Here is a 13,876-nt window from a genome sequence, read left to right as displayed (position 1 = left end):
CTCCGCCAAGTCGCCAGGTCGCGAACCACGGTCAGAGGATCCCGACCAGGAACAGCCCCACCACGCCCACCACGGCGCTGAGCCCCAACCCGAGCAGGACGTACCCCGCCCACTTCCGGCGGGCCCACCGGACCGTGAGCACGGGCAGCATGAGCGCCGCGACGGCCACGACGAGGGCCGGGACCCGCACCGGCCACCCCGGCCCACTGACGGCGAAGTCAACGCCGGCGGAGTCGTCCGCGGGCAGCACGGCTGTCGCTGTCAGCGCGACAATGCCCGGCCCACCCATCAGCAGCGCCAGCGCCCCGAGGCCCAAGGCCCCGGGCCACGTGGCCCACCGGACGCGACGCTGCCTGCTCACCGCTCCTTGAGCCGCTCCCTGCGCGCGTACATCTCGTCGACGAGGGCCTTGAACCTGGCCTCGACGGCACGGCGGCGCACCTTCAGCGTGGGCGTCAGCAGTCCGTTGTCCATCGTGAACTCCTCGTGGAGCACCGTGGTCTCCTTCGGCCGCTCCTGGCTGGGCAGCTTCGCCGTGATCTCGTCGACCCTCTTCTTGAGCTCCTCGAGCAGCTCGTTGCTGGCCAACCAGTCGTGCACCTCACCCGGCCAGGCACGCGCCTTGGCCAGCGCCTCGACCTGCGGCAGGGACGGCTTCACCAGCAGGGTGACGAAGGGGCGGTTGTCGCCCAGGAGGACGGCGTGTTCGAACAGCGGATCCGCCAGGATCAGGCCCTCGATGGGCTGCGGCGCCACGTTCTTCCCGCCGAGCGTCACGATGATGTCCTTGAGCCGGTCGGTGATGGTCAGGAAACCCTCGTTGTCCACGTAGCCGACGTCTCCGGTCCGCAGCCAACCGTCGTCGATGGTCTCCGCCGTGGCCACCGGGTCATTCCAGTAGCCCAGCATCACGTTGGGCCCCCTGTAGAGGATCTCGCCGAGCTCCCCGATCCTGAGCTCACCGCCCGGCAGCACCTTGCCGACAGTCCCGAGCTTGAAATCGTCCGGCGCGTTGAACGTGATCAGCGGCGACGCCTCGGTGAGCCCGTAGCCGGGCATGATGGGCAGGCCGACGGCGGCGAAGAACTCCTCGATCTCCGGCCGCAGCGGAGCCCCGCCGCAGGCCAGCACCTTCTTGCGCCCGCCCAGGGCCGCCCGGACGTTGCTCAGCACCAGCTTGTCCGCCAGCCCCAGCTGGGAGCGCAGCAGCGCGCTCGGCCGCCTGCCGGAGCGGTAGGCGTACTGGTTGTGGCGGCCCACCTTGAGCGCCCACGTGAAGATCTGCCGCTTCACCGCCGACGACTGCACCTTGGCGTGCGCCGTCGCGTACACCGTCTCGAACAGCTTCGGCACGCTCACCATCATGGTGGGTTCGGCGAGCACCATCTGCTCGGCCACCGTGCGCGCGTTCTCGACGTAGGTGTTCATGGAGCCGTGCAGCAGGACCACGTAGGTCCATGCCCGCTCCAGGGCGTGCGAGAGCGGGAGGAAGCTCAGGGAGTGGTCCTCCGGCGTGATGTGGAAGAAGCGGTCCAGCGCGTCGCTCTGCGTGACGAACGCGCTGTGCTGCAGCATCACCCCCTTCGGATTGCCCGTGGTGCCCGAGGTGTAGATGATCGATGCCAGGTCCTCCCCCGTCGCCTCCGCGAACCGCGCCTCGATGGCCGCGCGGTCCGGCTCGGCGAGGAAGTCCTGGTAGCTGGTCACGCGCTCCGGCATGCCCGGATACGGCTGGAGGATGACGATCCGCCCCAGGTCGGGCAGCTCGTCGGCCACGCTGAGCACCCGCTCGCACTCGCTCTGGTTGCCGACGAACATGACCGTGAGCCCGGAATCGGCCGCGATGTGGCTGATCTGCTCGGGTGTGGAGGTGGCGTACAGCGGCACCGGCACGGCGCGAACGGTGGCGGCTCCGAAGTCGATCTCGGACCACTCCGGACGGTTGGCCAGGAAGATGCCCACCCGGCCGCCCGTCTCCACGCCGAGGTTCAGCAAGCCCTGGGCGACGCGGTCGATCCGGTCCGCGAACTGGGCGTAGGTCTGGGTCACCCATCGGTCTCCTTCGCGGATCCGGGTCGCGGTGCGCGTCGCGTGCTGCGCGACGACCTCGCGGAGGCGGGTGACGACGTGATTGGTCTGCGGCATGGTGGCTCCCGTGGACGGCCTGTTCACCACAGGCTACCCACGCCGAACCCGGCGCACGGGTGCTGGCGACCATCTTCTCCCAGCACCGCGGATAGGGTTGGCGGCATGACTCTGCGAACGGGTGCCCACGTCGACTCCACGGACCCGCTGGCCGAAGCAGCCGCGCTCGGCATCGACGTCGTCCAGATCTTCCTGGGAGACCCGCAGAGCTGGAGGAAGCCGAGCACCCTCGTCGACGGTGGCTCCCCGGCGCTGAAGGCGGCCGCGGAGGCGGCGGGGGTCGGGATCGTCGTGCACGCCCCCTACGCCCTCAACGTGGCCTCCACGAACAACCGCATCCGGATCCCGTCGCGCAAGCTGCTGCAGCAGACGCTGACCGAGGCGGCCGCCGTCGGTGCCCTGGGCGTGGTGGTGCACGGCGGCCACGTCACCGCCGACGAGGACCCCGTCGTGGGCTTCACCAACTGGCGCAAGTGCGTCGACGGGCTGGACATGGAGGTACCGATCTTCATCGAGAACACGGCCGGGGGCGGCAACGCGATGGCGCGGCACCTGGAGGCCATCGACCGGTTGTGGGACGCGATCTCCGGCTCCCCGAACGCGGACCGGGTCGGCTTCTGCCTGGACACGTGCCACGCGCACGCCGGCGGGCTGGAGCTCGACGGGCTCCTCGGCCGGGTCACCGCCATCACGGGCCGCGTGGACGTGGTGCACTGCAACGACTCCCGCGACGAGGTGGGCAGCGGCGCGGACCGCCACGCCAACCTCGGTCGGGGACTCGTCGACGGCGACGCCCTCGCCGCACTGGTCCGCGCGGCGGACACCGTCACCATCCTCGAAACCCCTGGCGGTGTCCCTGAGCGGGCGGCCGACCTGACCTGGCTGCACGACCGTCTCTCGTAGGGGGCTCCCCTCTCCACTGCGTGGGAGATCTGGCGGCGTAGTCGCCATCAGATCCGCCCTCTTACGGCTGACGCGGGACGCGTCCCGGTCTTGAACGGTCGATAGACTGACCGCGCCACCACGAACCGACCGACCATGAACCGACCGACGGGAGTTCTGGCGTGCTTCTCGCCCTGATCGCCGCCCACGCGGTGCTCGGCGCGCTCACTCCACTCCTGGTCCGCTGGTTCGGCGCCCGCGCGTTCTTCGTTCTCGCGCTCGGCCCCCTGGCCGCAGCGGCGTGGCTGACATCCTTGGCCCCCGCCGTCGTGAGCGGTGGCGAGTATCTCGAGTCCTACCAGTGGATCCCCCTGCTGGGTGTGGACCTCTCGCTGCGCATCGGGCTGCTGCAGTGGGTCCTCGCCATGATCGTCACGTGGATCGGCGCCCTTGTCCTGCTCTACAGCCGCTGGTACTTCGACGGCATGACGGGGGCGCGGTCCGCCTCCATCCTCACGCTGTTCGCGGGCACGATGCTGGGCCTGGTCACGGCGGACAACCTCGTGGTGCTCTACATCTTCTGGGAGCTGACCACGATCTTCTCCTACCTCCTCATCGCGCACGACCCCACCCGTCGCGCCAACCGCGGCGCCGCGCAGACTGCGCTGATCGTCACCACCACGGGCGGCCTGGCGATGCTGGTGGGCATCGTCGCGGTCTGGCAGACCTCCGGCACCCTGTCGCTCCAGGAGATCCTCTCCGACCCGCCGACGGGGACGCTGGCCACCGTCGGCGCGCTGCTGATGCTGGTGGGGGCCATCAGCAAGTCGGCGCTCGTCCCGTTCCACTTCTGGCTCCCGGGCGCGATGGCCGCCCCCACGCCCATCTCCGCCTACCTCCACGCCGCGGCGATGGTCAAGGCCGGCGTCTACCTCGTCGCGGCCCTGGCGCCGGCGTTCGCGGACGTGCCCTGGTGGCGACCCACCGTCATGGTCCTGGGCACCACGACCATGATCCTGGGCGGCTGGCGGGCACTGCGGCAGACGGACCTCAAGCTGCTGCTCGCCTACGGCACGGTGAGCCAGCTCGGTTTCATGGTGCTGCTGGTGGGCCTGGGGACGGAGGCAGCCGCGTTGGCCGGCCTGGGCATGGTCGTCGCGCACGCCCTGTTCAAGTCCACCCTCTTCATGTGCGTGGGCATCATCGACCACTCAGCAGGTACCAGGGATCTGCGCGAGCTCAGCGGTGTCGGCTACCGCGTGCCGTGGCTGGCCGCGCTCGGCGGACTTGCCGTGTTGTCGATGGCCGGGATCCCGCCGCTGATGGGCTTCCTGACCAAGGAGGCCGCCTTCGAGTCCATCGAGTACCTCGTCTCGGGCGACGTCGAGTCCGTCACGCCGCTGGCCGCCGCCGCGCTCGCCGCGGCCCTGGTCTTCGGGTCTGCGCTCACCGCCGCGTACTCCCTGCGCTGGTGGTGGGGCGCGTTCGCGTCGAAGGACGGGGCCCCGGCGCTGTCCTGGCACCGGCCGGCGTTCGGCATCGTCGCGGTGCCGATGCTGCTGGGGGTGTTGTCGTTGGTGGGCGGGTTCCTCGGCCCCGAGCTGACGGACCTGCTGGACCCGTATGCCCGCACCGTCGCCACGGGCAAGGCCAGCCACGGTTTCGCGCTGTGGCACGGCTTCACGTGGCCCCTCATCATGTCCACCGTCGCGCTCGGTGCGGGTGTCGCGCTGTTCGTGTTCCGGCGGCGCATCGCGAGGATCCAGGCCACCTTCCCCCGGACCCGGTCCGCTGAGGAGATCTATCACCGCTCGTTGCTCAGCCTGGACCGCGTGGCCGTCGAGGTGACCGCCCGGTCCCAGCGGGGGTCGCTGTCGATCTATCTGGGCACCATCCTCGTGACCCTCGTGGTGCTGGCCACCTACGCCCTGCTGCGGATCCGCCACTGGCCGCAGTTCCGGGCGTTCGACCACTGGCCACAGGTGCTCGTCGCCGTCGTGATCGTCACCGCGGCGGTCCTGGCCGCCGGGTCGCGCGGCCGGATCCGTGCCGTCCTGCTCGTCGGAGTCACCGGATACGGCCTGGCGCTGCTGTTCGCCATGGCCGGCGCGCCGGACCTGGCGCTCACGCAGGTCCTGGTCGAGACCCTGACGTTGGTGGTGTTCGTGCTGGTGGTGCGCAAGCTCCCGCGGTACTTCACCAACCGCCCGCTCAGCTCGACGCGGTGGTGGCGCATCCTCGTGGCCGCCGCCGTCGGCACGACGGTGACGCTGGTGTCGCTCGTCGCCGTGGGCGCCCGAGTGGCCGACCCGGTCTCGGACGCCTGGTACGAGGCCGCCTACGAGATCGGCTACGGGCGCAACATCGTCAACGTGGCGCTGGTGGACACCCGCGCCTGGGACACGCTCGGCGAGATCGCGGTGCTGGTCATCGCCGCCACGGGCGTCGCATCCCTGATCTTCCTGCGCTCCAGGGTGTCGGCGGTCAAGCGCACCGAGGCCGCATTCGAGGACCGCGAGGACGCCCCCGTCGCGGACAGCGCCCCGGGCGTGTGGCTGCGTGCCGGGCAGACCCTCTCCCCCCTGGTTCGGTCCCTGGTGTTCGAGGTCATCACCCGCCTGCTGTTCGGCGTGATGATCATCGTGTCCATCTACCTGCTGCTGGCCGGCCACAATTCGCCCGGCGGCGGGTTCGCGGGCGGCATGGTGGCCGGGATGGCGTTGATGATCCGCTACCTCGCCGCAGGGCGCCACGAGCTCGACGAGGCGGCTCCGTTCGACGCCGGCCGCCTGCTGGGCGGCGGCCTCCTCCTGGTACTGGGAGCCGCCGTCGTGCCGGTGTTCTTCGGCGGCAAGGTGCTGGAGAGCTACCACTACTACTGGAACGTCCCCGGGCCCGATGCGCTGTCCACGCCCTGGGGCGTGTTGCCGCTTCTCGGCGAGGTGCACCTCGTGTCCTCGACGGTGTTCGACCTCGGCGTCTACCTCGTGGTGGTGGGCATGCTGCTCGACGTGGCCCGAAGCCTCGGCTCCGGCATCGACCAGCACGCCAGCGACGAGCTGGCCCCCATGCCCCTCCCGGACTCCACCATCGCGCTCCCCGCGCGCCACGCCGGCACCTCGAGGGACCGCGGGCGCGCCAACGCCCACGACGACGCCCCCCGCCCCACCCGTCGGACCAGGCCCGGGCAGGAGCTGCGATGACCGCCAACCTCGTCCTCGCCATCACCGCCGGGTTGCTCGTCGCGGCCGGGGTCTATCTGCTGCTCGAGCGTTCCCTGACGCGCATCCTTCTGGGGGTGCTGATGGCCAGCAACGGCGTGAACCTGCTGTTCATCGTCTCGGCCGGACGGCCGGGGGCAGCGCCCATCGTCGGCCTGGCCGACGCGGACCGGACGTCGGATCCCCTACCGCAGGCCATGGTGTTGACGGCCATCGTGATCACCATGGCGGTGGCGGCGTTCGTGCTCACGATGGCGTACCGCAGCTTCCAGCTGCACGGGCACGACGAGGTGGCCGACGACGTCGAGGACGCCCGGATCCGCCGGCTCGCCGAGGCCGACGTGGCCTCGGAGTCCTACGAGGACACCACCTTCTCCGACACCGGCGAGGACGTGGTCAGCGAATGATGGCCACCCTGCTCCCCGTTCCGGTGCTGCTGGCGATCTTCGGCGCCGCCGTCGCTCTCGCCCTGCCACGCCGCCCAGGGCTGCAGCGCCTCGTCTCCGTGCTGAGCCTGACGGGCATCGTCGTGGTGGCGGCCGTGCTGATCTGGCAGACGCACCAGGTGGGGCCCGTGGCACTGTGGCTGGCGAACTGGCCCGAGCCACTGGGCATCGCCCTCGTGGCGGACCGGTTGAGCGCGCTGATGCTGTTCGTGGCCTCAGTGGTGGCCCTGTGCGTCCTCCTGTTCGCCACCGGGCAGGACAGCGACGAGGTGCGCCGCGAGACGCCGGTGTCGATCTTCCACCCCACCTTCCTGCTGCTGATGGCGGGCGTCTCGAACGCGTTCCTTGCCGGGGACCTGTTCAACCTGTTCGTAGGCTTCGAGATCCTGTTGTTCGCCTCCTACGTGCTGCTCACCCTCGGCGGCACCGGTGATCGGATCCGGGCGGGCACCACCTATGTCATCGTCTCGCTGGTCAGCTCGTCACTGTTCCTCATCTCGATCTCCGCGGTGTACGCGGCCACCGGCACCGTCAACCTGGCCCATCTGGCGGTGCGGCTGCGCGACATCAGCGAGCCCGTCCAGCTGCTGCTCGAGGTGCTGCTGATCGTCACGTTCGCCATCAAGGCCGCGATGTTCCCCCTGTCCGCGTGGCTGCCCGACTCCTACCCCACCGCCCCCGCCCCCGTCACCGCCGTGTTCGCCGGGTTGCTGACGAAGGTGGGTGTCTACGCGATCATCCGCACCGAGACCCTGCTGTTCCCCACCTCCCCGGTCAACGACGTGCTGATGGTGGCGTCGCTGCTCACCATGGTGATCGGCATCCTGGGCGCGATCGCGCAGGTGGAGATCAAGCGGATGCTGTCGTTCACGTTGATCAGCCACATCGGCTACATGGTCTTCGGCATCTCACTGGGCAGCCAGGCCGGCATGGCGGCCACCATCTTCTACACCGCCCACCACATCACCATCCAGGCCACGCTGTTCCTGGTCACCGGGCTGATCGAGCGTCGCGGCGGCACGTCGTCGCTGGACGGGTTGGGAGGGCTGCTCAAGGTGGCCCCGCTGTTGGCGGTGCTGTTCTTCCTCCCCGCCATGAACCTCGCCGGGGTTCCGCCCTTCTCCGGCTTCATCGGCAAGCTCGGCCTGCTGCAGGCCGGCGCCGCCCAGGGCACGGCGCTGGCCTGGGCCGTGGTCGCGGCCGGCGTGACCACCAGCCTGCTGACGCTGATCGCCATGGCGAAGGTGTGGAACCGGGCGTTCTGGGGCGTGACGGCGGCCGAGGAGCGCCGCGCCGAGGCGGAGCGGCTCAACGAGGACATCGACGACCTCGTCGACGACGACACCAGGCCCATGCCGCCTCTCCAGGTTGGCGCCACCATGGCGCTGGTGGTCTTCGGCCTGGCGCTGAGCGTGTTCGCCGGCCCGCTGTACGAGTACACGCACGCCGCGGCCGCGGCCCTGCGCGACGGCTCCTACGTACGCGCCGTCCTTCCGGAGGGGTTGCGATGATGATGAAGTCCCCCATCCCCTGGAGGCAGCGGCTCCGCTTCCGGCCGCTGTCGGTCTTCGGCATGGCCGCCGTGTGGGTGCTCATGTGGGGCAGCGTCGCACCGCTGATCCTGATCTCCGGCGCGGCCCTCGGTTGGGTGATCGGCGTCGCCTTCCCACTCCCCCCGATCTTCTGGCAGGGCAGGTTCCGCCCCCTGGGGTTCACCTCGCTCACCTGGCACCTCCTGGCCGACCTGGTGGTCTCGTCGCTGCGGCTGGTCCGGCTCGCCTTCGAGAAGGAGGTCAACCTGCACGCCGGCATCGTGCGCGTCGACCTCCACACCGACGACGACCTCTACCAGGTGCAGGTGGCCGAGATCCTCTCGCTGGTGCCCGGGACGGTGGTGGTGGAGGTGGTCCGCGAGCCGCGACGGCTCTACGTGCACGCGCTCGAGCTCGTCGACGACGCATCGCTGGAACGGGTGCAGCGGATGACCACGGCCGTCGAATCACGGGTGGTGCGCTCGTTCGGCTCGGACCAGGAGATCGCCGCGTTCGACCGGTCCTGCCTCGCCAGCCCCCTGGCCCGGACCCCGCAGATGGAGGAATGACGTGATCAGCATCGTCACCGACGTGATCCTGAGTCTCGCCGCCGTGGTGTTGGCCGTGTCCGCGCTCATCGGTGCCAACCGCATCGCGGAGGGCCCCACCCAGCTGGACCGTTCGGTCGCGGCGGACCTGATCGTGGCCGTCATGGTGGCCTCGCTCGGGTTGTGGACCGTCTGGTCGGACAGCTCCACAGAGGTCCTCATCCTGGTGCTGCTGTCCATGCTGGGGTTCACCAGCGCCGTGTCGGTGGCCCGGATGGTCGCGGACCGGATGGCCACCCGACGTCAGTACAGCGCCAGCCACCGGGCCCGGAAGGAGACACCGTGATCCACGAGATCTTCGACCTCATGGCCGCCCTCCTGGTGCTGGCAGGGTCGCTGCTGTGCTTCGCGGCCGCGGTGTCGCTCGTGCGGTTCCCCGACGTGATGGGCAAGATGCACGCCATCACCAAACCCCAGGTGCTCGGGCTGATCACCGTGACTCTCGGCATCGCGCTGAGCCTGCGAACCTGGTGGGCGGCCGGCCTGTGCCTGGCCGTCATTGTGTTCCAGGTGCTCACGGCCCCCGTGGCGGCGAGCCTGGTGGCGAGGGGCGCCTACCGGGCTGGGCTGATCAAGGACGAGCTGCTGCTGGTGGACCACCTCACCGAGGACCTCGAGCGGGCGGGCTACACCCGTCCGCCCGAGAGCAGACGCTGAACTCAGCCCAGCAGCGCGTCGGCCAACAACTCCAGGCCGCGCAGCTTGGCGGGCCACGCGTCGGCCGGGTCCTCGGGCCGGGCGCCGGCCACCAGGTGCACCATGACCTCGTCCACCCCGAACTCGTCGGCGGTGGCCAGCAGCCGGCCGCGGACCCGCGCCACGTCGCCCACGGCCCACGAGGCCACCGCGGGGGCGACCACAGCCCTCAGGTCGTCGGTGAGCAGGCTGCGGGCCTCGTCGCCCACGCGGGGTTGCGGGTCCATGCTGCCGCGGGTGGTCAGTGAGGCCATCAGGTACTGGTGCGGCTCGGCGAGCTCCCAGGCCTCGTCGGCGGTCTCGGCCACGCTGACGTTGACGCTGACGAACGTGCGCGGGACCTCCCCGTGCGCTCCGGGCCGGAAACCGCCGCGGTACAGATCCAGCGCGCGCTGCGTGCCGCTGCCCGAGAAATGATGGGCGAACACATAGGGCAGGCCCAGCGCCGCGGCCATCTCTGCGGAGTAGTCGCTGGAGCCCAGCAGCCACACCTGAGGCGCATGCTCCATGACCGGGGTGGCGCGCAGCGAGTAGGTCTGCCCGTGCCGGAGGCGCACCTCCGCGCCCTGCGGCGTGAGGAGTGCGAGGATGTCGGCCACGTTCTGCGGGAACTCCTGCACCGGATCGACGGGACGGCCCGACGCGTCGACGAGGTGGCCGCCGCCGAGGTGCCCGCGGATGGCCGCCGACGTGATCGGGTCCGTCCCCGGCGCGCGGCCGATGCCGAGGTCGATCCGGTCCCCGAAGGCGGCGGACAGCAGGGCGAACTGTTCGGCCACGGCGAGCGGCGCGTGATTGGGCAGCATCACCCCACCGGAGCCCAGCCGGATCCGCGACGTGCCCTGCCCGAGGTACATGAGCTCGACGGCGGGTGACGTCGACGCCACAGCGGACGCGTTGTGGTGCTCGGCCACCCAGTAGCGGGTGTAGCCGAGGCGGTCCGCCGCGTCGATGAGGGCCTTGCTCCCCCGCAGCGCCTGAGCGGTGCTCTGGCCGCGGCGGACGGGGATGAGATCAAGAACGGAGAGGCGCATGACGGCGAGCCTAGGCGCGCCCCCGCACACCTCAACCACTACTTGAGCGGCATGTGCACAAACCATTGACTCCCGAGAGCGCGCTCAATAGTGTGGCGGGCAGTATCCCCCCTAGTGATCGGCAGAACATATGAAGCGAGCCGGCGCCGTAGCCCTCTCCGCTCTCCTGGCCATGACCGCGCCCGTCGCGGCCCACGCGGAACAGGCCCAGGATCCACTCGACCGCTTCGAACGCACCGACGGCGGCCGCATCTCCTCCAGCTTCGTGCCGGCGTCGGCCGACGGCGCCGCGAAGGTGACGGTCATGGTGGAGATGCAGACCGAGCCGGTGGCCGTCGTCGACGCCACCAACCGGGGGCAGCTCACCCGGACGCAGAAGGACTCGCTCAAGGCCGCCCGCAAGGCGGAACAGGACTCGCTCAAGCCCGCCATCGAGAGGCTCGGCGGGCAGGTGACCTCCCAGGTGCAGTCCGCGTACAACGGCATCAAGGTGAGGCTGGCCCGCAAGGACGTCGCGACGCTGGAGGGTCTCCCCGGCGTCAAGGCGGTGCACAGCGTGCAGGTCTACGAGCCCACCAACGCCACGTCGGTGCCGTACCTCGGCGTGGACCAGGTGTGGGAGGACAACGGCTTCACCGGCGAGGGCGTCAAGGTCGCGATCATCGACACCGGCATCGATTACACGCACGCCACCTTCGGCGGCCCGGGCACCAAGAAGGCGTTCTCCATCGCCTCGAAGTCCTCCGCAGGAACCGCGAACTACAAATTGTTCGGCCCCAAGGCCCCCCGGGTCAAGGGCGGCTGGGACTTCGTGGGCGACAACTACGACGCCAACGACGACAAGCCCGTCCTCAAGCCCGACAAGAACCCGCTGGACTGCCAGGGGCACGGCACCCACGTCGCCGGCACCACCGGCGGCGGCGGCGTCACTGCCGAGGGCAAGGCCTACACCGGCCCCTACGACTCCACCACCTCCGGGACGGACTTCCTCGTCGGCCCCGGCGTGGCGCCCCAGGTGGACCTCTACGCGCTGCGCGTCTTCGGCTGCGAGGGTTCCACCGACGTCACCGTCGAGGCCATCGACTGGGCCGTCGACAACGACATGGACGTCATCAACATGTCGCTCGGCGCCAGCTACGGCAGCAACGACGACCCCACCGCTGTCGCGTCCTCCAACGCGGCCGCCGCGGGCATCGTCGTGGTGGCCTCGGCAGGCAACTCCGGCCACAACCCCTACCTGACCGGATCACCGGGTGCGGCCGACGGCGTGATCAGCGTCGCCGCCAGCGACTCCACCGAGAGCTTCCCCGGCGCCACCCTCACCATCGGCGGTGACACGGAGGTGGAGGCGATCAATGCCAACGACGCCCCGCTCCCCGGCGATGACTTCGAGATCGTCGTCCTGAAGGACGATGCGGCGACGAAGGACTACAACGAGTCCCTGGGCTGCAGGCCCGAGGACTTCGTCGCGGCGCTCGCAGGGTCGACGGGCACCGGCCCCCAGGTCGCCGTGTCGTTCCGCGGCACCTGCGCTCGGGTGGCGCGCGCCATCCACGGGCAGGCCGCCGGCTTCGAGGCCGTGGTCATGGTCAACTCGGATGACTCGCTTCCGCCGTTCGAGGGCCCCATCACGGAAAACCCGGACGACGGCACGCCCGCGAACGTGACCATCCCCTTCCTCGGCGTCCGGAAGGCCGACGGCGCCAAGCTCGTGGACGGCGAGACGCTCACGATGGCCCCCAAGACCCTGGCCAACCCCGGTTACGAGCGCTACGCCTCCTTCACCTCCGGTGGCCCGCGTTCGAACGACTCGGCCCTGAAGCCCACCGTCACCGCTCCGGGTGTGTCCATCGCCTCCGCGGCCGTGGGTTCAGGCACCGGCTTCGCCATCATGTCCGGCACCTCGATGGCGGCACCGCATGTCGCGGGTGTCGCGGCGCTGGGCGTGCAGGCCCATCCGGACTGGACCGGTCAGGACGTCTCCGCGGCCCTCGTCACCACGGCCAGGCCGGCTGAGATCCTGAACTACCGCGTGACGACCGGCGGCGGTCTGGTGGACGCCAAGGCTTTGGTGGAGGCCGACGTGTTCGCCTACGGAGACGCCGTCGTCGACGGCGACGCACCTTACCGCGAGTCCACGCTGAGCTTCGGGTTCGCCGAGCTGGCCAGGGACTTCACCGCCACCAGGACGGTCACCGTGGTGAACACGGGAACCACTGAGCGCACCTACTCAGTGGCGTATCAGCCGTCGGCTCAGTCGCTGTCCGCGACCGTCACATTCGACCACTCCTCGATCACCGTGCCGGCCGGTGGACGCGCCACGGTCGATGTGACCCTCGACGTCAAGGCCGCCGCCATTCCGTCGAGCCTGACCGGCAGCGGCCAGCACAAGTTCCGCGAGGTGTCGGGCAATGTGGTGCTGACCAGCGACGACGACACCCTCACGGTCGGCACGCTGCTGGTGCCCCGGCCGTCGACGAACGTCACGGCAGAGCTCAAGCCCAGCCTCAAGGCCCCGAACACCTCCGCGAACGTGGTCCTGACCAATGCGGACGCTGTGATCGCGGGCGATGCCGACTTCTACACCTGGGGGCTCGAGGACGCCGATGACCAGGAGGTCCAGGGCGGGTTCGACCTGCAGGCCGCCGGCGTCCAGTCCTTCCCCTTGGAGGGCAACGACACGCTGCTCGTGTTCGCCGTGTCGACACACGACCGGTTCAGCAACGCCGCAAGCATCGAGTTCGACGTCCTGCTGGACACGAACGGCGACGGCATGGATGACATCGCCGTGTTCAGCTACGACTCCGGGGCGATCCGGGCGGGCGCCCACAACGGTGTGAACGAGGTCTTCGTCTACAACTTCACGACCAGCGCGCTCTCCGCCGCCGGCTTCTACGCCGGCTCACCGACCGACTCCAGCACGGTGCTGCTGCCGGTCAGGGCGGCCGCTCTCGGCCTCAAGGGGGCGTTCCGATACAGCGTGGCGTCCTTCTACGGTGACGCCGACTGGGACCAGTTCGCGGGCAGGGCGACGTACGACCCCGCCAAGAAGGCACTCACCGACGGCTCCTACACAGGGGTCGCACCGGACGCGACGGTCTCCGTTCCCGTCACACTCGACCGGGGAGTCTTCTCCTCGCACAAGCCGAAGGGCTTCATGGTGGTGTCCTACGACAACCCGGCCGGCAGCGAGGCCCTGTTGGTCCCCGTGAAGTAGTCCGGCCATGACCCACGAGGGGGTCCGTTCCATGAGGGCGCGGGCCCCCTCGTCGCATCCCCGTGAGCCGATGCCCAGGTCTGACCAGCGGCAGG

The 13,876-nt window shown here is 70.0% G+C and carries 10 protein-coding genes and 1 pseudogene; 8 read left to right on the top strand and 3 right to left on the bottom strand.

Annotated features, from left to right (window positions below; all coding sequences use genetic code 11):
- Nucleotides 1-31: 31 nt before the first annotated feature.
- Together ACX1D0_RS13930 and ACX1D0_RS13925 are read right to left on the bottom strand one after the other, a co-directional pair.
- Complete coding sequence (locus ACX1D0_RS13930) at nucleotides 32-361, bottom strand: hypothetical protein (protein ID WP_459018598.1); 330 nt, start codon at nucleotides 359-361, stop codon at nucleotides 32-34.
- A pseudogene (locus ACX1D0_RS13925) lies at nucleotides 358-2,218 on the bottom strand (AMP-dependent synthetase/ligase). Before ACX1D0_RS13925 ends, ACX1D0_RS13930 begins: the two are co-directional and overlap by 4 nt.
- Nucleotides 2,219-2,250: 32 nt before the next feature.
- Here ACX1D0_RS13925 and ACX1D0_RS13920 point away from each other — a divergent pair.
- From ACX1D0_RS13920 to mnhG, 7 genes are all read left to right on the top strand, one after another.
- The gene (locus ACX1D0_RS13920) at nucleotides 2,251-3,048 is read left to right on the top strand and encodes a deoxyribonuclease IV (RefSeq protein ID WP_459018597.1); all 798 of its coding nucleotides are present in this window, start codon (nucleotides 2,251-2,253) and stop codon (nucleotides 3,046-3,048) included.
- Between the two features lie 161 nt (nucleotides 3,049-3,209).
- Complete coding sequence (locus tag ACX1D0_RS13915; RefSeq protein ID WP_459018596.1) at nucleotides 3,210-6,230, top strand: Na+/H+ antiporter subunit A; 3,021 nt, start codon at nucleotides 3,210-3,212, stop codon at nucleotides 6,228-6,230.
- Complete coding sequence (locus ACX1D0_RS13910; protein ID WP_459018595.1) at nucleotides 6,227-6,655, top strand: Na(+)/H(+) antiporter subunit C; 429 nt, start codon at nucleotides 6,227-6,229, stop codon at nucleotides 6,653-6,655. The genes ACX1D0_RS13915 and ACX1D0_RS13910 overlap by 4 nt, the downstream gene beginning before the upstream one ends.
- Nucleotides 6,652-8,205, top strand: a complete 1,554-nt coding sequence (locus tag ACX1D0_RS13905) for a Na+/H+ antiporter subunit D (protein WP_459018594.1) — start codon at nucleotides 6,652-6,654, stop codon at nucleotides 8,203-8,205. Before ACX1D0_RS13910 ends, ACX1D0_RS13905 begins: the two co-directional genes overlap by 4 nt.
- Nucleotides 8,202-8,795: a Na+/H+ antiporter subunit E gene (locus ACX1D0_RS13900; RefSeq protein WP_459018593.1), complete on the top strand. Its 594-nt coding sequence runs from the start codon at nucleotides 8,202-8,204 to the stop codon at nucleotides 8,793-8,795. The genes ACX1D0_RS13905 and ACX1D0_RS13900 overlap by 4 nt, the downstream gene beginning before the upstream one ends.
- Nucleotide 8,796: 1 nt before the next feature.
- Nucleotides 8,797-9,120, top strand: coding sequence for a monovalent cation/H+ antiporter complex subunit F (locus tag ACX1D0_RS13895; protein ID WP_459018592.1), 324 nt, complete (start codon nucleotides 8,797-8,799; stop codon nucleotides 9,118-9,120).
- Complete coding sequence (mnhG, locus tag ACX1D0_RS13890; protein ID WP_459018591.1) at nucleotides 9,117-9,491, top strand: monovalent cation/H(+) antiporter subunit G; 375 nt, start codon at nucleotides 9,117-9,119, stop codon at nucleotides 9,489-9,491. The genes ACX1D0_RS13895 and mnhG overlap by 4 nt, the downstream gene beginning before the upstream one ends.
- 2 nt (nucleotides 9,492-9,493) lie before the next feature.
- On the opposite strand, the gene ACX1D0_RS13885 is transcribed toward mnhG, so the two are convergent.
- Nucleotides 9,494-10,564, bottom strand: a complete 1,071-nt coding sequence (locus ACX1D0_RS13885) for an LLM class flavin-dependent oxidoreductase (protein WP_459018590.1) — start codon at nucleotides 10,562-10,564, stop codon at nucleotides 9,494-9,496.
- Nucleotides 10,565-10,694: 130 nt separating this feature from the next.
- Here ACX1D0_RS13885 and ACX1D0_RS13880 point away from each other — a divergent pair, with 130 nt between their 5' ends.
- The gene (locus ACX1D0_RS13880; protein WP_459018589.1) at nucleotides 10,695-13,781 is read left to right on the top strand and encodes a S8 family peptidase; all 3,087 of its coding nucleotides are present in this window, start codon (nucleotides 10,695-10,697) and stop codon (nucleotides 13,779-13,781) included.
- Nucleotides 13,782-13,876 lie beyond the last annotated feature (95 nt).

This window comes from Tessaracoccus pujii (assembly GCF_054483895.1).
Note: the sequence above shows the minus strand (reverse complement) of the source record. Positions and strands in the feature narration are given on the sequence as shown.